Here is a 17,552-nt window from a genome sequence, read left to right as displayed (position 1 = left end):
ATATGGGATATTTTCTGGGCATTGATATTGGCGGCACGCTAATCAAGGCGGGCCTATACCGGGCTAACGGTGAGGAAATTGCCGTAGCGGAGTGTGATGGGGAAACTGTTTCCCCACAGCCCGGTTTTTCTGAGCGTGAGATGGAGGTTTTGTGGTGTGACCTTTGCCAAACCATTCGCCAGGTACTCAGCCTCGCGGATATAACCGGCGATCGAGTGCGTGGAGTAAGCTTCTCATCACACGGCAAAGGGCTATATGCCATTGATAAAAAGGGCCAGCCGGTCCGCAACGGCATCGTTTCGTCGGATACTCGTGCCGGGGCGATGGTGGTTGAGTTACAGCAGCAGGGTATCGAAGCCGTCACCTACCCGCGTAGCCTGCAACCCATCTGGAACAGCCATCCAGCAGTGTTGTTACGTTGGTTGAAACAGCATGAGCCCGCGCAATATGAGGCGATTGATCGGGTGCTGATGGCCCATGACTACCTGCGCTTTCGCCTAACCGGTGTTGCGACGGCGGAGATCACCAACATCTCCGGCAGCAACCTGTTCAACCAGCAAACGGCCGACTACGACCCTGCATTGATGGCAGCATTCGGCATTGAGGAAGTGGCCGATAAAACCGCGCCGCTGCTAGGTTCCGCCGAGCTTGCCGGGCAAGTGACCGCCACTGCCGCTGCCCAATGCGGATTACCCGCAGGAACGGCGGTGTATGGCGGCCTGTTTGATGTGGTTGGCGCGGCCTTGTGCTCGGGAGTGGTCGACGATCGCACCCTGAGTGCCGTAGCGGGTACCTGGTCGATCGCCACCTGTGTGACGGAAGACCTCCTCCCCTCCTCCCATCCCTTTGCCTGGGGACGTTATTGCATGGAGGGCCGCTACTTTGTTCACGAAGGCAGCCCAACCTCAGCGAGCAATCTGGCCTGGTTTTTACGGCAGTTTTGCGACAACGATCATCAGCGCTATGCGCAGTTCAACCGTTGGGTAAAAGAACGCAGCAAACAGCCGAGCGACATCACATTCCTGCCCTATTTGTTCGGCTCTAACATCGGTAGCAATCTGCCGGGCGGGCTGATTGGCCTGAGCGGGCACCATGATATGGCCGATATCGTGCATGCGATCTATCAGGGTATCGTGTTCTCTCATCTGGTTCATCAGGATCGCCTGGTGGCGCTAAATCCACGCGTAGAGCGTATTCGCATGACCGGCGGCCCCACGCAGTCCGACGTCTGGATGCAGATGTTTGCCAACGCCGGTAATTTGCCGCTGGAGGTGGTGGACATCCAGCAAAGCGGCTGCCGTGCCGCAGCGATCTGTGCCGCCGTTGGTGCCGGGGAGTACAGCAGCTTTACCGAGGCCGTGCAGGTCATTCAGCCTGAAGTACACACCTATTATCCCGACGCGGCGGCTAACCGACGCTTACGCGATCGCTTTGCGGGCTACCTGAATATCGCCCAAGCATTAAATGAGGCCAACCAGCATGCAAACCACTAATACCGTCTCACTTGGGCTGTACGAAAAAGCCTTGCCAGCGGATCTTGATTGGGCACAACGCCTGGGTATCGCCAGCGAGTTGGGTTTTCAGTTTATGGAGATCTCCATTGATGAGCAGCCAGAGCGTCAGCAGCGCCTGGACTGGGATCGTCAGCAGCGCCTGGCACTGATCAACGCTCGTTTTGACAGCGGTATCACGGTGCCCAGCATGTGTTTATCCGCCCACCGTCGTTATCCGTTCGGCAGCCATGATGCCGCCATCCGCCAGCAGGCGCGCACGTTGATGGATAAGGCGTTGGATTTCGCCGTCGACGTCGGGATCAGGAATATTCAGCTAGCGGGGTATGACGTCTATTACGAAACTGCCGATCGCCATACACGCCAGCGTTTTATCGAAGGTATGCAATGGGCGGTAGAGCTGGCGGCCAAGGCACAGGTGATGCTGTCCGTGGAGATCATGGATACCACCTTTATCAACAGCATCAGCAAATGGCGCGAGTTTGCCCGGCAGATTGCAAGCCCGTGGTTTACCGTCTATCCCGATATCGGCAACCTCAGCGCCTGGGGCAATGACGTTGATTTTGAGCTGGAGCAAGGCATCGACAAGATCACCGCCATCCATTTAAAAGACACCTTGCCAGTACTGCCTGGCACCACAGGGCAATTCCGCGATGTGCCTTTCGGCAGCGGCTGCGTGGACTTTGCCCATACGTTTGGTGTGTTAAAACGGCTCAACTATCGCGGCCCATTCCTGCTGGAAATGTGGACGCGCAACGATGGTCAGGATATCCAACATATCACCCAGGCCAAGAGCTGGATCGAGCAGCAGATGAAACAGGGAGGCATCACATGTTAAGCGAGTTGAAGCAGCAGGTATTGGCGGCCAATCTCAGCCTGCCGGGTTATGGTTTGGTGACCTTTACCTGGGGTAACGTGTCGGCGATCGATCGCCAACAGGGGCTGGTGGTGATCAAACCTTCGGGGATCGCTTATGAGGTGATGACGGTAGACGATCTGGTGGTGGTGGATTTGGACGGTGTGATCCAGGAAGGGCAGCGTAAACCGTCCTCGGATACCGATACCCATTTGGCGCTGTATCGCGCTTTTCCCGAGATTGGCGGCATCGTCCATACCCACAGCCGTAATGCCACCATCTGGGCACAGGCTGGCCAGGCGATCCCGGCTCTGGGCACCACCCATGCCGACTATTTTTATGGTGACATTCCCTGTACCCGCCCTATGCGTGAGGACGAGATTGCTGGCGACTATGAGCGGGAAACCGGCCAGGTAATTATCGAGACGTTCCAACAGACGAAGCGCGATCCGCAACAGGTGCCGGGGGTGTTGGTCTATTCTCATGGGCCGTTCGCCTGGGGAAAAACGGCGGCGGATGCGGTGCATAATGCGGTGGTGATGGAGGAAGTGGCGGCAATGGCGATGGCCACGCGGCAATTGACTCCGGCTATCCCACCTATGCAACCCGCGCTGTTGGATAAGCACTTTTTACGCAAGCACGGTAAAAATGCTTACTATGGGCAGTAATGGGGTGGGATTAGCCTGATAATTCAGATAATTACCCCTCACCCTAACCCTCTCCCACAGGGAGAGGGGACCGATCGAGTTCGTTGATTGCCCTGAGTAAGACCTTGCCTTTCTTGTTTTTACTCCCTACTTTCCGAAGCTACGCGGGCTACGTATGTGCACCGTACAGCTCCCTCTCCCTGTGGGAGAGGGTTGGGGTGAGGGGCCATCACTCGACAAGCAACATCCCGGTAAAGAATTCCCGTCTTAATGGTTGATCGCTGTGATTATTTTTAATCGCATTAAACAATAACTCCGCCGCGATTTCCCCTAACACCTGCGTATCGTGATAAACCCCGGCAATATGCTGCCCATAATCCCGCGCCTTGGGCGGTTCATCGATCGAGAAGAATTTCACCCGATGATAAATACCCAACTGATGGCATAAAGAAATAGCACCCAGCGTGATAATACCGTTGAGGCCCACGATATAATCCGGCTGATGCCGTTCATCGGCAAGATATTCTTTCACCCGTGCCTCTTGTGAAATAAAATCATAGTCGCCATTGATAATGGTGATTTTACTCCCCTTCTCCTCCAGAGCATCAATAATCCCCTGGGTTCGCGCCAAGGTAATTTCCGAGTCGGCCGGGCCGCCCAGTATCAGGATATTACTTTCCGGCTGCTCGGCCAGATATTTCCCGGCCAGTTTGCCAATCTCTTGGTTGTTGAGGAAAACGCCACTAAGCTGTTGATTATAAATGTCCCTGTCGATCAGGATCAGCGGAGTATGATAGCGTTCGGCCTGATCAAGGTAGGCGGGTTGATAGTGCCGATCGTCGCGTACGGCAGAGAGCAAGATGCCCCTAGCCTTATAACCGAACAGCGCCTGTACCGCCTGCATTTCAGCCTCTTCGCTGCCGTCGGTATCAAACAGCATAATCTGATAGCCCTGCATGCGGGCAATACGCGATACGGTTTGGATCAGGTTGGAATAAAAAGGGTTATACATACTGCTGGTAACAATGCCGATAATTTGGCTGCTGCTTTTCTTTAATCCCTGAGCGAAAGCATTGGGAACATAATTAAGCTCTTTGGCAATGGCGTGAATTTTCTCGAGCGTTTCAGACTTTACCAGTTCGGGTTTATTAAAAGCACGGGAGACAGTGATATTGGTCACGTTGGCTCGGCGGGCAATATCCACAATGGTGGCATTAGAATTCGCTTTTGACACCGTCAATCCTTGCTTTATTCATTAACAGATCCCTTATTGTAGGGAAGCCATCAGCAGTATGCCAGATGAATATCAAAGGTATTGATTTTGTCGTTCGGGGCAAACCCGCGCTCATCCAACCTAAAGAGAGCGCGGGCAATGTTTGATAAGGTTTACAGCTTATCGAGCAGCTTTTTCAGATCCTGACCATCCTGGGACCCTTTATTCTTCTCCGCCCACTTGTTCAAGGCGTCTTTGGCACGATCCTGCAGCTTTTTACGCAGTATTTGATCGACCTGCAGTTGATAATTGAGCTGATCCCAAGGTCCATAGACGCGCAGAGGGATCGGCGTTTCGCGCAGTTGTGCGATTAACGCATTGTTGCCCTGCCAACCTCCCGTGACTAGTACGTTCATGGTTAAATCGCACTGTTTGCCAGGCATATTGAGCGTACCGCTGCCGGTCAGGTTCATCACCGGTGATTCTGCCTGTAACTCACTGAGCGTGATCTGCCCCTTGCTCAAGCTGGCCTTGGCGCTCATTTGTTGCACCGCGGTGTAGCGCTGGTTATTATCCTCACCACGTACGCTACTGTCATTACGCGCCACGGCTTGCTGGATAAGCTGTTGAATATTCAGGCCATGAAGCTGCGCATTCTGCATGGACAACTCCGCCGTTCCTTGCCAGCGATGTTCGAAAGCCTTGGCATTGAGGCGGTCGCCGCTCAAATCGCCCTGCATGTTGAACGTGCCGGTCAGCGCCAATGGCATGTCGAAGGCCTTGAGTACCTCGCCCAGCTCAATGTGCCGTAACTGCGGCTGCAGTTTAATCAGCGGCTTATCAGTTCGCGCATCCATCGAACCAGGCAGGGAGAAATCACCGCCGGCCAACTTACCAGACAGCGTAGCCACCGTCATTAATCCCTGTTGGTTGCTTACCTGTACCGCCAGCTGATTAATCGACATCCCACGGTAGGTAACCTGGTCCGCCTTAAGCTTGAGTTGCGCGTTGAAGTCACGTAACACCTGTAAATTCTGTTGTGGATCGTCCGCCTGATTGGCGATTACCGGGGATGCGGTCACCGGCTGCGGTAGCTTCTCCTCATCAGGGGTTTTTGTCTGCCAGCCCGAGAGCGCATCCAGATTGAGTTGTGTGGCACTGAGATCCAAGGTGTAAGCAGGCACGGGGCCGAACTGCGCGCTAGCACTCCCCATCAACTGGCTATCATTGGCACTGAGCATCAGTTGGCTCAAGACAATCTGCTGCGAAGCCTGCTGATAAACCGCCTGTACGCTCCCTTCCCCCTTGATGGCACCGGCAAGAATATCTGCGCCCTCAAGCTGGTAGCTAAACTGCGTGACCTGTGCACCTATCTGGCGGGGAAACTGTTGTAGATCGAGATTAGCCGCCAGGTTGAAGCTCAGATCGCGTTGGTCGCGATTCACCCGACTGGAAAGCTCGATCTGCGCCTGATGCTTTTCATTTTGCTGCAGGGTTAAATTGATATCGCGAACGTTAATCTGCTCGTTGTTGGCTCGTTGCCAGATCAGCAGGCTGTCCACCACCCGCAGGTTGTCGATATCAAATTTCCACAGGGAGCCCGAGCCATCATCCGCCTGGTTACCACCGGGGGCGATAGGGGCATCGGGCTGGTTTTGCTCTGCGCTGTCGGGGGTCAGTCGGATAACGGCATTTTTCAGCATCACCTGCTTAACGTAAAGCTGATGGGAAAGGAGAGGCAGCAGTTTGACATCCAGACGCATATTATCTGCGCTAACCGCCGGAGCCGCTGCCCCTGGCGCCGTCAGCGTCATTCGCCCGGCAAGAATGCTCAACTGCGGCCAGACGTGCCAACGAAGGTCGCCTTCCAGCGTCAGATGATAGCCGCTGCTCTGCTCAACCTTCTTGATCATATAGCCGCGGAAATCATTCGGATTAACCAACAGCACCAAGGCAGACATCCCCGCCACCAGCACCACCAGCAAAATCACCAAAGTCGTCAGTAGTCTTCTCATGCCATCCTCGTGTCAGCGTAATACCGGTTCGCTGTTAATCCTTGTCAATACGACTGGCCACGGCCCCTTGCTGATCCCTGTATTTCGCGTCCTGGCGGCTATTGTATGGCCGTGACGCAGGCCCGGAAAGCGGTTCAAAACTCAGCGCACCGATCAACATGCCAGGGCGTAATGCCAACGGCAGCTTACCTGAATTATAGAACTCCAGCACAATACAGCCTTGCCAGCCTGGATCGATACGGTGTGCGGTAACGTGCACCATCAATCCCAGGCGGGCTAACGAAGAGCGGCCATCAAGCCAGCCAACCAGATCGTTAGGGATGGTGACCGATTCCAGCGTCACCGCCAGCGCCAGTTCACCCGGATGGAGGAAGAAAGCTTCGCCTTCCGGCAGCACGATTTCATCGCTCATTACGCGGTCGAGGGCGGCACTTACTTCATCCTTTGGGCCACTGAGATCGATAAACGCAGCGGTATGGCCACGGAATACGCGGAACTGATTGCCCAAACGGACATCCACTGTGGCCCCGTTAATACGCTCAATGGGAGGACGCGGTGAAATCACCAGTTTTCCGTTATCCAGCCAGGCTTCGATATCGCGGTCGCACAGTCTCATTATTTTCTCCATTCCATCAAGGCGCATAAACTTATACGAAAATTGCCACACAACGGGCTCAAGGTCTATGTCGGGGCTCAAATAGTTCGTTAAAGGCCAGCAAAAACAGGCCGGCCTGTTAAGGACTTATTCAAAGAATTGGCTGATTTTTGCCTTCAGGATATCTATCGCGATACGGTTTTTACCCCCGCGCGGTACGATAATATCGGCGTATTGCTTTGAAGGCTCAATAAACTGCAGGAACATTGGGCGGACGGTTTTCTGGTACTGCGCCATCACGGAATCCATGGAGCGGCCACGCTCATTCACGTCGCGCTTCATACGGCGCATCAGGCAAATATCCAGCGGGGTATCGACAAAGATCGAGAAGTTCATTTCCTGGCGCAGGCGGATATCCGTCAATAACAGGATCCCTTCCAGGATGATGACTTTCTTGGGCTCGAGATGGATCGTCTCTTTCTTACGCGTATGTTCGGTGTAGCTATACAGCGGCAGCTCAATCGCCTGGCCGGATTTCAGCATTTGCAGATGCTGGAACAGCAGGTTGTGATCCATGGCGCTGGGGTGGTCATAGTTGGTTTTGACCCGCTCTTCCATGGTCAGGTGCGTCTGGTCTTTGTAGTAACTGTCTTCCGGGATCACACCGATATGTTGATCGCCAACCTGATCGCGGAGTTCGCGGTATAACGTACTGGCAATAAGGCTTTTTCCGGAGGCTGATGCGCCAGCTATACCAATAATGACGCACTGATGCGACTTGTCAGTCATAAAATTAAAGACCTGATTTCATATGTGGGGAAAGGGGGTATAAAACAGGTCAATTATAGGGAGTTAGTGCTCTCGGCGCCAGCGTTTAGACGGTAAGGCAGGAGATTATCCCCACAAACCGGCGTAATTGACATACAGAGTATCTTTTGCCGGGGGATTTAAGATTTTTTACGCTACTGCAAATCGGCGACTCAGGGTACAATTCACGCCATCATCAAGACCGTCTTCGATCCTATTTCTTAGAGTAAAACCATACATGAACTGGCATTTCCTGACATTCTTTGGTGACAGCATGCTGCTGCTGCCCTGCGCAGCCATCGTCTTTATTATTTTACTCCTGTCCCCTACCAGCAGAAAACCGACCTGGCAATGGATGCTGCTGTTTGGCGGCGTGGGTGCCGTAGTTTGCGTATCGAAGCTGGCGTTTATGGGCTGGGGTATCGGCAGCAGCCACTGGGATTTTACCGGGTTCAGCGGCCACTCGGCCCTGTCTGCCAGTATCTGGCCGGTGTTGCTGTGGTTGCTCTGTGGGCGTTTCTCGTCGCCGGTCAGGCGCACCGCGGTGATCGTCGGCTATCTGTTGGCCGCCGCGGTAGGGTATTCACGTTTGGTGATACACGCCCATTCTACTTCTGAGGTGATCACCGGTCTGGCGCTCGGCTTTATCGTCAGCAGCACCTTCTTAATGCTGCAACGTGGCACACAGCCACCACGGCTGTCCTACCGCAAAATTGCCGTTACGCTGGCGCTGCCCCTTGTCCTGATCAATTCCGGCACTGCGGCACCGACCCAGGGGTTACTGGAAAGGATTGCCGTGACTATTGCGCCGGTAGAAAAACCTTTTGTCCGGGCTGATTTGCACAAAAAACCACAGGTTTCAGCACCTCAGAGTCGTTAATGCCCCTCACCCTAGCCCTCTCCCACAGGGAGAGGGGACAGAACGTGCCACAACGTTAATTACTACATCTAACCTCAACATCCGTCGAATACGTTTGCCACAGATTGACTCCTGTACCTCAACGCATCTCCATACTGCTCCCTCTCCCTGTGGGAGAGGGTTGGGGTGAGGGGACAAAGCGGGCACGTAATTCTGGGCGTATTAGAGCGCGCGGAAAGAGATCTCGGTAGGGATGGCTTCCCCCTGCCAGTACATCTGAGCCGCAACGCGCCCCGCCAGTTGACGGTACATTTCGGCAAACTCGCTGTCCGGGCGGCTGACCACGGTCGGTTGCCCACGATCCAGATCTTCTCGCAACGAGATATGCAACGGCATCTGCCCCAACAGGCGGCTATGGTATTTCTGCACCAGCTTCTCTGCCCCACCGGTGCCGAAAATTGGCTCATGATGACCACAGTTGCTGCACACGTGCATGCTCATGTTCTCAACGATGCCCAATACCGGCACATGCACCTTTTCGAACATCACAATGCCTTTAGCGGCATCAAGCAAGGCGATATCCTGAGGCGTCGTCACCACCAGCGCACCTGTCACCGGGATATTCTGCGACAGGGTCAGTTGGATATCCCCGGTCCCCGGTGGCATATCCAGTACCAGATAATCCAGATCCGGCCACAGCGTGTCCTGCAACAGTTGCAGCAGCGCCTTGCTGGCCATCGGCCCACGCCACACCATGGCGTTGTCGTCGGTCACCAGGTAGCCGATAGAGTTGGTCGCTAAACCGTGCGCCATGATCGGAGCCATATGCTGGCCATCCGGTGAAGTTGGGCGTTCATGTTCAGTGCCCAGCATGTTGGGGATCGACGGGCCATAAATGTCCGCATCCAGGATCCCCACTTTGGCACCTTCGGCGATCAGCGCCAGCGCCAGGTTGACCGCGGTGCTGGATTTCCCCACCCCGCCTTTGCCTGAGCTGACGGCAATAATGTTACGCACACCCTTCACCCCGGCCTGGTCGTTGGCACGTTTCAAGGTGGTGATATCGTGCTTCAGCTTCCATTCGATAGCCTGAACGCCGGTCACGCGCAGCAGTTCGGCGCTTACCGATTCTTTCAGCGCCTCAAACCCACTTTGCCAGGCAAACGGCATGACTAACTCGATATGCAGGACATTGTCCAGCAGCGTACAGTGGTGAATGGCTTTCAGTGCGGTCAGGTTGTTTTTTAACGTCGGGTGTTCGAAGGCGGCCAATACTCCGGTCACCAGGGCGCGCAGAACTTCAGGGTTGGTCTGCTCAGGGGATTTGGCGTTCATCCCGGCTCCTTGATTTTGAATGGGTAGCAACCCGATAAGCATATCAGAACTGCAGGGTAACTCGCTCGTATAACCCGAAAGAAACCGCCCTAGCAGCAGAGAGCGCGATCGGGTAACATCAAAGACCCTTTTCACTCATTAAAGAAAGCAACTTTTCATTATGGCTCAAGTCGCGAAAAAATTATTGGTGACGTGCGCGCTACCGTACGCAAATGGTTCCATCCATCTCGGCCACATGCTCGAGCACATCCAGGCAGATATCTGGGTTCGTTACCAACGAATGCGCGGCAACGAAGTTCATTTCATCTGTGCGGATGACGCGCACGGTACGCCAATCATGCTTAAAGCACAGCAGATGGGTATCCCGCCAGAAGAGATGATCGCGGAAATGAGCCGCGAGCACCAACAGGATTTCGCCGGTTTTGGCATCAGCTATGAGAATTATCATTCGACCCATAGCGAAGAAAACCGTGAACTGTCAGGTATCATCTATGGCCGCTTGAAAGAGAACGGTCATATCAAGCGACGCACCATTTCTCAGCTTTACGATCCTGAGAAAGGCATGTTCCTGCCGGATCGTTTTGTGAAGGGTACCTGCCCGAAATGTAAATCTCCGGATCAATATGGCGATAACTGCGAAGTTTGTGGCGCAACCTACAGCCCAACCGAGCTGATCGACCCTAAATCCGTGGTTTCCGGCGCTACCCCGGAAATGCGTGATTCTGAGCACTATTTCTTCGACCTGCCCGCTTTCAGCGACATGCTGCAAGCCTGGACGCGCTCCGGCGCGCTGCAAGAGCAGGTGGCAAACAAGATGCAGGAATGGTTCGAATCCGGCCTGCAACAGTGGGATATCTCCCGCGATGCGCCGTATTTCGGTTTCGAAATTCCGGATGCCCCAGGCAAATATTTCTACGTCTGGCTGGATGCGCCAATCGGTTACATGGGCTCGTTCAAGAACCTGTGCGATAAACGCGGCGATCTGGATTTCGACGAGTTCTGGCGTAAAGACTCCACTACCGAGCTGTATCACTTCATCGGTAAGGATATCGTCTACTTCCACAGCCTGTTCTGGCCAGCAATGTTGGAAGGCAGCGATTTCCGCAAGCCAACCAGCCTGTTTGTGCACGGCTATGTGACGGTGAACGGCGCCAAGATGTCCAAGTCGCGCGGCACCTTCATTAAAGCTGGTACCTACCTCAAGCACCTGGATGCCGATTGCCTGCGTTATTACTACGCCGCCAAGCTCTCTTCACGCATCGACGATATCGACCTGAATCTGGAAGACTTCGTGCAGCGCGTGAATGCCGATATCGTGAACAAAGTGGTCAACCTGGCTTCCCGTAACGCTGGCTTTATCAACAAGCGTTTTGCCGGGCAGTTAGCCGACCACCTGGCCGACCCTGCGCTGTACCAGACCTTTGTGGATGCTGCCACCAGCATTGCGCAGGCCTATGCCAGCCGTGAAACCAGCCGGGCGATCCGCGAAATCATGGCGCTGGCCGATCTGGCCAACCGCTATGTCGATGAGCAGGCTCCTTGGGTAGTGGCGAAAGAAGAAGGCCGAGACGCCGATCTGCAAGCTATCTGTTCGATGGGCATCAACCTGTTCCGCGTGCTGATGACCTACCTGAAGCCGGTTCTGCCTGCGTTGACCGAACGTGCCGAAGCGTTCCTCAACTGCGAACTGAGCTGGGATGGCATTGAGCAGCCGCTGCTGGGCCATCAGGTGAGCACCTTCAAGGCGTTGTTCAACCGTATCGATCTCGACAAAGTGAATGAAATGGTCAATGCATCAAAAGAAGATCTGGCCGCCAGCCAGAAGGTTGTCAGCGGACCGCTGGCGGACGATCCGATCCAGGACACCATCAGCTTTGATGATTTCGCCAAAGTCGATATGCGTATCGCGCTGATCAAGAGCGCCGAGTTTGTTGAAGGTTCTGACAAGCTGCTGAAGCTGCAGTTGGATCTGGGTGGTGAATCACGCCAGATCTTCTCCGGTATTCGCTCTGCCTATCCAGATCCTTCACTGCTTGAAGGGCGTTTGACGATTATGGTGGCCAACCTGGCGCCGCGTAAAATGCGCTTTGGCGTTTCCGAAGGGATGGTGATGGCGGCTGGCCCTGGCGGTAAGGAGATCTTCCTGCTCAGCCCGGACAGCGGCGCACAGCCTGGTATGCAGGTTAAGTAAGCTTTTGTAATATCGAGAAAAGTCCCCTCACCCTAACCCTCTCCCACAGGGAGAGGGGACTGATCGAGTTCGTTGATTTTCCTGAGTAATACCCTGCCTTACTCATTACTTTCCTAAGCTACCGAAGCAGCACGGACTAATTATATGCTCCGGGCAGCCCCCTCGCCCTACGGGAGAGGGTTGGGGTGAGGGGTATCTCAGAAGCTAGAATGAGGGGAAACACGATCCTGCAAATGCCACAAAATCACCTGTCTCACACCCTCCCAATTAAGTAAAACCTCATCATTCCAAAAACGAATCACGGTAAAACCTTGCTGCTCTAGAAAATAGGTGCGCTGTCGATCATAAGCCACCTGCCCCGAATGCTGACCACCATCCAGCTCAACAATCAGCTTCGCCTGCCAACACGCGAAATCAGCAAAGAAAGGCCCAACCGGAAATTGCCGTCGGAACTTAAACCCCGCCAAGCGGCGATCGCGCAGCTGCAGCCACAAAGCTTGTTCTGCCTCTGTCATATCAGATCTTAAACGGCGCGCCTTAATCAGCGTGATTGCACTCTTCATCAGCCAAGATTAGCGCCACCAGCACCGTCGATCTCCCGGTTCCTGCCAAAACTGCGCACCCCATCCAAACCAATCGTTATATCACCTGAGAAAAATTCATAAGCCTGCGGATTCCCAATTGCCAGGCATCTGGTTATGATGCTGCATTGCACCAAATAGACGTCTAGACAGAAAGATATCTAAACATCCAATTTTACCGGGTACTCTTCACCTGCTTCGGAGCCAATAATGAAAACGATAAAGACCTCACTGCTCGCCCTCAGCCTGCTGACCAGCCTGCCCCTGCTGGCCGCTGAAGCCACGCTTGCCCCCGTTCCTGACGCTATTGCTCAGCATCAAGGGCAGATCCGTGTAGCGGTGATCCGTAACCTGGGTTCCGATGACAACACCACCCAGTTTTTGGCCGGAGCAATCCAGGAGGGGCGCAAGCTCGGTTTCAAGGTCGATACCTTCCTGAGCAACGGCGATGACGCGCGTTTTCAGGACTTCGTTAACCAGGCCATCAGCCAGAAATATGACGGCATCATTCTTTCTCAGGGCCGCGCGCCCTATTCCACCGATCTGGTCAAGCGCATCGCTGCGGCAGGTATCGCGGTGTCGGCCTTTGATACCGACGTTAGCGGCGAGATCCCCGGCGTCACCGTTTCCCAACAGGATGATGCCTCGCTGGCCAATGAATCCTTCGGCCAGTTGATCAAAGACTTCGACGGTAAGGCCAACATTATCAAGCTGTGGGTTGCAGGCTTCCCGCCGATGGAGCGCCGCCAGGTCGCTTACCAGCAATTGCTCAAGCAAAATCCAGGCATTCATGAGTTGGAATCGATCGGGGCGGTTTCCTCTGACGTCCAGGGCGATACCGCCAATAAAGTCGGTGCGGTGCTGGCCAAATACCCGAAAGGTAAAATTGATGCCATCTGGGGCACCTGGGATGCCTTCAGCCAGGGAGCCTATAAGGCGCTGCAAGAAAATGGCCGTACCGAGATCAAGCTCTACAGCATCGATATCTCCAACCAGGATCTGCAATTGATGCGCGAAGCCGGTAGCCCGTGGAAGGTCAGCGTCGCGGTAGATACCAAGCTGATCGGAGCCGTCAACCTGCGACTGATTGCCAACAAGCTGGCGGGTGAGCCAACGCCTGCCACCTATCAGTTTAAAGCCGCGGCCATCCCACAGGCCTTGCTGGTCAGCCAGACCGGTCCAATCAACGTAGCCTCGCTAGGTAAAATTATTCCAGGCTGGGGCAGCAGTGAAGATTTCATCCAACCCTGGTTTGCCACCCTGCAGGCCAAATCCGGCAAATAATGCTGTTTTACCGAGGGGCTACAGACGTAGCCTCTTTTTTTTAAACAATTTTTCCGTTCGCCCCTTCTCAGCACCTCAAAATAAGCTACTGTAGTTGCACTGACGTAATAACTGTATGCATCAACAGGTTTGGTTATGAAGGGATTCCCCCCACTGATTAAGATATTGCTGGCAAGTTCGCTGGTGCTGACCATAGGCCGTGGCGTCACGCTGCCCTTTATCACCATTTACCTGACCGAGCATTTCCACCTGCTGCCGAAAAGCGTGGGGATTATCTTGGGCGTCAGCCTGACTATCGGCATCATCAGCAGCTTTTATGGCGGCTATCTGGTCGATCGCTTTAATAAAAATCCACTGATCCTGCTCGCCATCCTGCTATTTTCACTGAGCTTTTTTGCTATCCCATGGGTCTCGCACCCCGCTGGCGTTATCCTGGTGCTGGCCATCTTACATACCGCCTATGCGGTGCTCAGCATCGCCATCAAGGCCTGCTTTGCCAGTTGGTTGCCGGTAAACCAGCGTATCAAGGCCTTCTCGATCAACTATACGCTGGTGAACGTTGGCTGGGCCGTCGGCTCATCATTGGGCGTGATGGTAGCCGGTTACAGCCCACTGCTGCCGTTCTACCTGTCCGGCGGGTTGGCGTTACTGACTGTGATAACCCTGAGCTTCCGCCTGCGAAGCTATCCATCGCCACCGATAGAAGACACCGGCAACACTCCACCGTCGGTTCTCAACTTCCGCCAGACGTTGAATGTGCTGCGCGGCGATCGGCGGCTGATTTATTTCACTCTTGGCAGCACGTTAGGCGCGGTGGTGTTTGGCCAATTTACCGGCTATCTGTCGCAGTATCTGATCCTCGTTAGCGATGCCGAATTTGCTTACAAAGTGATTGGCGTGGTGATGATCGTCAACGCCTGCATCGTGATCGCCCTGCAGTATCTGCTGAGCCGCGGTATGCGCCAGGACAACATGCTGCGCTGGCTGATGCTGGGCACGCTATTCTTCGTCCTGGGGCTGCTCGGCTTTATGCTGGCAGGCCTTTCGATATGGCTATGGGTGCTGGCCATGGCGATTTTCACCCTGGGGGAAATCATCGTCATTCCGGTTGAATATATGTTTATCGACTTTATCGCCCCGCCGCACCTGAAAGGCAGCTATTACGGCGTACAGAGCCTAAGCAATCTGGGGGGAGCCATCAACCCGGTGATGTGCGGTTTCCTGCTGAGCTATGCGCCACCGCCGGTAATGTTCCTGGTGTTGATCGCCGCCGCGTTGTTCAGCCTGCTGTTCTTCTTCCTCGGCCATCGGTTGGCGGAACAGCAAAAGCCGCTTGCCAGCCTGAGCAGCGCTGAATAGCCTGGCCCGCTACACTTAAGGCGGGCCACAATCTTGCCAAAATGGCATGATAGGCATAGCGAGAATTCATGATGCGTTTTGTGGCGTAGCTCACAGTTTAATTGTATGATGAATGCGTCAACATCAACGAGAATGCACTATGGGCAACCTATTTAACCTGTGTTGGAAATATGTCAGGGCGATCGTGCTGATCTACCTCAGCCTGTTCGCCGGTAACGCCATTGCGGCGCTGCTGCCGATCGCCATCCCCGGCAGCATTATCGGGATGTTGATCCTGTTTGCCCTGCTTTCCTCTCAAATTCTACCAGCCAAATGGGTCAAGCCTGGCTGCCATCTGTTTATCCGCTACATGGTGCTGCTGTTCGTGCCAATCGGCGTCGGCATCATGAAGTATTACGACCAGATAGTTGACGATCTGGCTCCGCTGATCGTGTCTTGCCTGATCAGTACGCTGCTGGTGTTTGTGGTGGTTGGCTATACTTCACATTACTTCCATCGCGAGCGTCCCATCCTCGGTAAAGCAAACAATGCGGAGGATGAACAATGATGCAAAATATCTGGTGGTCCTTGCCGCTGACCCTGGTGGTATTTTACGCGGCACGCAAGCTGGCGCAAAAGCTCAACATGCCGTTGCTGAACCCATTATTGGTCTCGATGGCGGTGATTATCCCGCTGCTGTTGCTGACCGGCATTCCTTATGAACGCTATTTTCAAGGCAGCAAAATCCTCAACGATCTGTTGCAACCGGCGGTGGTCGCCCTTGCCTTTCCGCTATACGAGCAGATCCATCAGATCCGCGCGCGTTGGAAATCCATCATCACCGTCTGCTTTATTGGCAGCATGACCGCGATGATCAGCGGCGGTGCCATTGCCCTGCTGATGGGGGCCAAACCTGAAATTGCCGCCTCGATCTTGCCAAAGTCGGTGACGACCCCAATAGCCATGGCGGTAGCCGAGTCGATTGGCGGCATCCCGGCCATCAGCGCGGTGTGCGTGATTTTTGTCGGTATTCTGGGGGCGGTTTTCGGCCATTCTCTGCTTAGTCTGTTGCGGATCAACACCAATTCATCGCGCGGTTTGGCAATGGGGACCGCCTCACATGCGTTGGGTACGGCACGCTGCGTAGAAATGGATTACCAACAGGGCGCATTCAGTTCGCTGGCTCTGGTTATCTGCGGGATTATCACTTCGCTGACCGCGCCGTTCGTGTTCCCGATACTGCTGCGGCTGTTTGGTTAACGGCTAAAAACCTGCGAGATGTCTCGCATTTATAAGTTTCATTGCAGTTGTTTCATTAAAAAATAGATATTAATCACACTTTATTGTGGGCCGGTTGCCTAGAATGTTAACCCGTTAACTTGTAGAGAGACTTCTTATGCACTCGCGCTTTCAAACTGCCTACGGCGAATTGCCAACGGCCTTGCAATCCGCCCTGCTGCCCTATTTAGATGCGCCTGATTTCGCAGCCATGTTCAAGGCCGAGCAGATTGCGGCGATCAAGCAACAGTGCGGGTTGGATGACGATGCTCTGGCCTTTGCTCTGCTGCCATTGGCGGCGGCCTGCTCGTTAACGCCGATTTCGCATTTCCACGTTGGGGCGGTGGCGCGTGGCGTCAGCGGCAACTGGTATTTTGGTGGCAACATGGAATTCCGTGGTGCGCCTATGCAACAAACCGTGCACGCGGAACAGTGCGCTGTCACGCATGCCTGGCTGCGTGGCGAAGCCAAACTGGTCGCGGTTACCGTCAACTATTCGCCTTGCGGCCACTGCCGCCAGTTTATGAATGAGCTAAACAGCGGCACCGAGTTGGAGATCCACTTGCCTGCACGGGCAACCGCCACGCTGGGTGATTACCTGCCTTACTCCTTCGGCCCGAAAGATCTGCAAATCAGCGAGTTGCTGATGGATCCGGTCGATCACGGTTTCCAACTGACACTGGATGATGAACTGGCGAAAGCGGCCCTGGATGCCGCCAACCGCAGCCATGCCCCTTACAGCACCGCCCATAGCGGCGTAGCGCTGGAAGCCGAAGACGGCAAGGTTTACGCTGGCCGCTATGCAGAAAACGCCGCGTTCAACCCTAGCCTGCCGCCATTGCAGGCCGCACTGATCCTGATGAATGTCTCCGGTGGTGATTGCCAGAAAGTACGCCGTGCCGTATTGGCCGAATCGGAAGGCGCAATCCTGACCCAGTGGGATGCCACCCGCGCCACCCTGGCGGCCTTGGGCTGCGAAAACGTCCAACGCGTGACCTTCTGATCCCTCAGGCGGAGCCACCGTGCTCCGCCGCAATCCGGC

Annotated in this window: 16 protein-coding genes; 10 read left to right on the top strand and 6 right to left on the bottom strand. The window is 54.5% G+C overall.

What is annotated here, in order from left to right:
* Positions 1-2 precede the first annotated feature (2 nt).
* From AC6HVW_RS08905 to araD, 3 genes are read left to right on the top strand one after another with little or no spacing between them, the layout of a single operon-like run.
* Positions 3-1,493: an FGGY-family carbohydrate kinase gene (locus tag AC6HVW_RS08905; protein WP_497569343.1), complete on the top strand. Its 1,491-nt coding sequence runs from the start codon at positions 3-5 to the stop codon at positions 1,491-1,493.
* Positions 1,480-2,349 carry an L-ribulose-5-phosphate 3-epimerase gene (locus AC6HVW_RS08900; RefSeq protein ID WP_186486595.1) on the top strand — a complete coding sequence of 290 codons (870 nt, stop codon included), beginning with the start codon at positions 1,480-1,482 and terminating at the stop codon, positions 2,347-2,349. Before AC6HVW_RS08905 ends, AC6HVW_RS08900 begins: the two co-directional genes overlap by 14 nt.
* Complete coding sequence (gene araD / locus AC6HVW_RS08895) at positions 2,343-3,035, top strand: L-ribulose-5-phosphate 4-epimerase (protein ID WP_071680828.1); 693 nt, start codon at positions 2,343-2,345, stop codon at positions 3,033-3,035. The genes AC6HVW_RS08900 and araD overlap by 7 nt, the downstream gene beginning before the upstream one ends.
* A 208-nt stretch (positions 3,036-3,243) precedes the next feature.
* On the opposite strand, the gene AC6HVW_RS08890 is transcribed toward araD, so the two are convergent.
* The 4 genes from AC6HVW_RS08890 to udk all read right to left on the bottom strand — a co-directional run bounded on the left by AC6HVW_RS08890 (position 3,244) and on the right by udk (position 7,626).
* The gene (locus AC6HVW_RS08890; protein ID WP_059200312.1) at positions 3,244-4,248 is read right to left on the bottom strand and encodes a LacI family DNA-binding transcriptional regulator; all 1,005 of its coding nucleotides are present in this window, start codon (positions 4,246-4,248) and stop codon (positions 3,244-3,246) included.
* Between the two features lie 152 nt (positions 4,249-4,400).
* A complete protein-coding gene (gene asmA, locus AC6HVW_RS08885; RefSeq protein ID WP_071683095.1) occupies positions 4,401-6,242 on the bottom strand; it encodes an outer membrane assembly protein AsmA in 1,842 nt (613 codons plus the stop codon).
* A 34-nt stretch (positions 6,243-6,276) separates the two neighbouring features.
* On the bottom strand, positions 6,277-6,858 hold the full coding sequence (gene dcd, locus AC6HVW_RS08880; protein ID WP_021805049.1) for a dCTP deaminase: 582 nt from the start codon (positions 6,856-6,858) through the stop codon (positions 6,277-6,279).
* Between the two features lie 126 nt (positions 6,859-6,984).
* Positions 6,985-7,626 carry a uridine kinase gene (gene udk, locus AC6HVW_RS08875; RefSeq protein ID WP_021180590.1) on the bottom strand — a complete coding sequence of 214 codons (642 nt, stop codon included), beginning with the start codon at positions 7,624-7,626 and terminating at the stop codon, positions 6,985-6,987.
* Positions 7,627-7,882: 256 nt separating this feature from the next.
* On the opposite strand from udk, the gene AC6HVW_RS08870 reads away from it, so the two are divergent.
* Complete coding sequence (locus AC6HVW_RS08870; RefSeq protein ID WP_021805050.1) at positions 7,883-8,524, top strand: phosphatase PAP2 family protein; 642 nt, start codon at positions 7,883-7,885, stop codon at positions 8,522-8,524.
* 201 nt (positions 8,525-8,725) lie between these two features.
* Here AC6HVW_RS08870 and apbC read toward each other — a convergent pair whose 3' ends face one another.
* Positions 8,726-9,838: an iron-sulfur cluster carrier protein ApbC gene (apbC, locus tag AC6HVW_RS08865; RefSeq protein ID WP_021805051.1), complete on the bottom strand. Its 1,113-nt coding sequence runs from the start codon at positions 9,836-9,838 to the stop codon at positions 8,726-8,728.
* A 160-nt stretch (positions 9,839-9,998) separates the two neighbouring features.
* On the opposite strand from apbC, the gene metG reads away from it, so the two are divergent.
* Positions 9,999-12,029 carry a methionine--tRNA ligase gene (gene metG, locus AC6HVW_RS08860; RefSeq protein ID WP_071682555.1) on the top strand — a complete coding sequence of 677 codons (2,031 nt, stop codon included), beginning with the start codon at positions 9,999-10,001 and terminating at the stop codon, positions 12,027-12,029.
* Positions 12,030-12,226: 197 nt separating this feature from the next.
* Here metG and AC6HVW_RS08855 read toward each other — a convergent pair whose 3' ends face one another.
* On the bottom strand, positions 12,227-12,592 hold the full coding sequence (locus tag AC6HVW_RS08855; RefSeq protein WP_071682554.1) for an endonuclease domain-containing protein: 366 nt from the start codon (positions 12,590-12,592) through the stop codon (positions 12,227-12,229).
* Between the two features lie 228 nt (positions 12,593-12,820).
* On the opposite strand from AC6HVW_RS08855, the gene AC6HVW_RS08850 reads away from it, so the two are divergent.
* The 5 genes from AC6HVW_RS08850 (at position 12,821) to cdd (ending at position 17,513) form a co-directional block, all read left to right on the top strand.
* Positions 12,821-13,894, top strand: a complete 1,074-nt coding sequence (locus AC6HVW_RS08850; RefSeq protein WP_186486592.1) for a sugar ABC transporter substrate-binding protein — start codon at positions 12,821-12,823, stop codon at positions 13,892-13,894.
* A 135-nt stretch (positions 13,895-14,029) separates the two neighbouring features.
* Positions 14,030-15,253: an MFS transporter gene (locus AC6HVW_RS08845; protein ID WP_071682553.1), complete on the top strand. Its 1,224-nt coding sequence runs from the start codon at positions 14,030-14,032 to the stop codon at positions 15,251-15,253.
* A 139-nt stretch (positions 15,254-15,392) separates the two neighbouring features.
* The gene (locus tag AC6HVW_RS08840) at positions 15,393-15,800 is read left to right on the top strand and encodes a CidA/LrgA family protein (RefSeq protein ID WP_071682552.1); all 408 of its coding nucleotides are present in this window, start codon (positions 15,393-15,395) and stop codon (positions 15,798-15,800) included.
* Complete coding sequence (locus AC6HVW_RS08835) at positions 15,797-16,492, top strand: CidB/LrgB family autolysis modulator (RefSeq protein ID WP_071682551.1); 696 nt, start codon at positions 15,797-15,799, stop codon at positions 16,490-16,492. Before AC6HVW_RS08840 ends, AC6HVW_RS08835 begins: the two co-directional genes overlap by 4 nt.
* A 136-nt stretch (positions 16,493-16,628) precedes the next feature.
* Complete coding sequence (gene cdd / locus AC6HVW_RS08830) at positions 16,629-17,513, top strand: cytidine deaminase (RefSeq protein WP_071682550.1); 885 nt, start codon at positions 16,629-16,631, stop codon at positions 17,511-17,513.
* Positions 17,514-17,552 lie beyond the last annotated feature (39 nt).

The organism is Serratia sp. NCCP-200 (assembly GCF_059697885.1).
Note: the sequence above shows the minus strand (reverse complement) of the source record. Positions and strands in the feature narration are given on the sequence as shown.

Coding starts and splice junctions, on each gene's coding strand:
- AC6HVW_RS08850 (WP_186486592.1), top strand. CDS start 12,821: ATGAAAACGATAAAGACCTCACTGCTCGCCCTCAGCCTGCTGACCAGC.
- cdd (WP_071682550.1), top strand. CDS start 16,629: ATGCACTCGCGCTTTCAAACTGCCTACGGCGAATTGCCAACGGCCTTG.
- metG (WP_071682555.1), top strand. CDS start 9,999: ATGGCTCAAGTCGCGAAAAAATTATTGGTGACGTGCGCGCTACCGTAC.
- udk (WP_021180590.1), bottom strand. CDS start 7,626: ATGACTGACAAGTCGCATCAGTGCGTCATTATTGGTATAGCTGGCGCA.
- dcd (WP_021805049.1), bottom strand. CDS start 6,858: ATGAGACTGTGCGACCGCGATATCGAAGCCTGGCTGGATAACGGAAAA.
- AC6HVW_RS08855 (WP_071682554.1), bottom strand. CDS start 12,592: ATGAAGAGTGCAATCACGCTGATTAAGGCGCGCCGTTTAAGATCTGAT.
- AC6HVW_RS08900 (WP_186486595.1), top strand. CDS start 1,480: ATGCAAACCACTAATACCGTCTCACTTGGGCTGTACGAAAAAGCCTTG.
- AC6HVW_RS08905 (WP_497569343.1), top strand. CDS start 3: ATGGGATATTTTCTGGGCATTGATATTGGCGGCACGCTAATCAAGGCG.
- AC6HVW_RS08845 (WP_071682553.1), top strand. CDS start 14,030: ATGAAGGGATTCCCCCCACTGATTAAGATATTGCTGGCAAGTTCGCTG.
- AC6HVW_RS08835 (WP_071682551.1), top strand. CDS start 15,797: ATGATGCAAAATATCTGGTGGTCCTTGCCGCTGACCCTGGTGGTATTT.
- araD (WP_071680828.1), top strand. CDS start 2,343: ATGTTAAGCGAGTTGAAGCAGCAGGTATTGGCGGCCAATCTCAGCCTG.
- asmA (WP_071683095.1), bottom strand. CDS start 6,242: ATGAGAAGACTACTGACGACTTTGGTGATTTTGCTGGTGGTGCTGGTG.
- AC6HVW_RS08870 (WP_021805050.1), top strand. CDS start 7,883: ATGAACTGGCATTTCCTGACATTCTTTGGTGACAGCATGCTGCTGCTG.
- AC6HVW_RS08840 (WP_071682552.1), top strand. CDS start 15,393: ATGGGCAACCTATTTAACCTGTGTTGGAAATATGTCAGGGCGATCGTG.
- apbC (WP_021805051.1), bottom strand. CDS start 9,838: ATGAACGCCAAATCCCCTGAGCAGACCAACCCTGAAGTTCTGCGCGCC.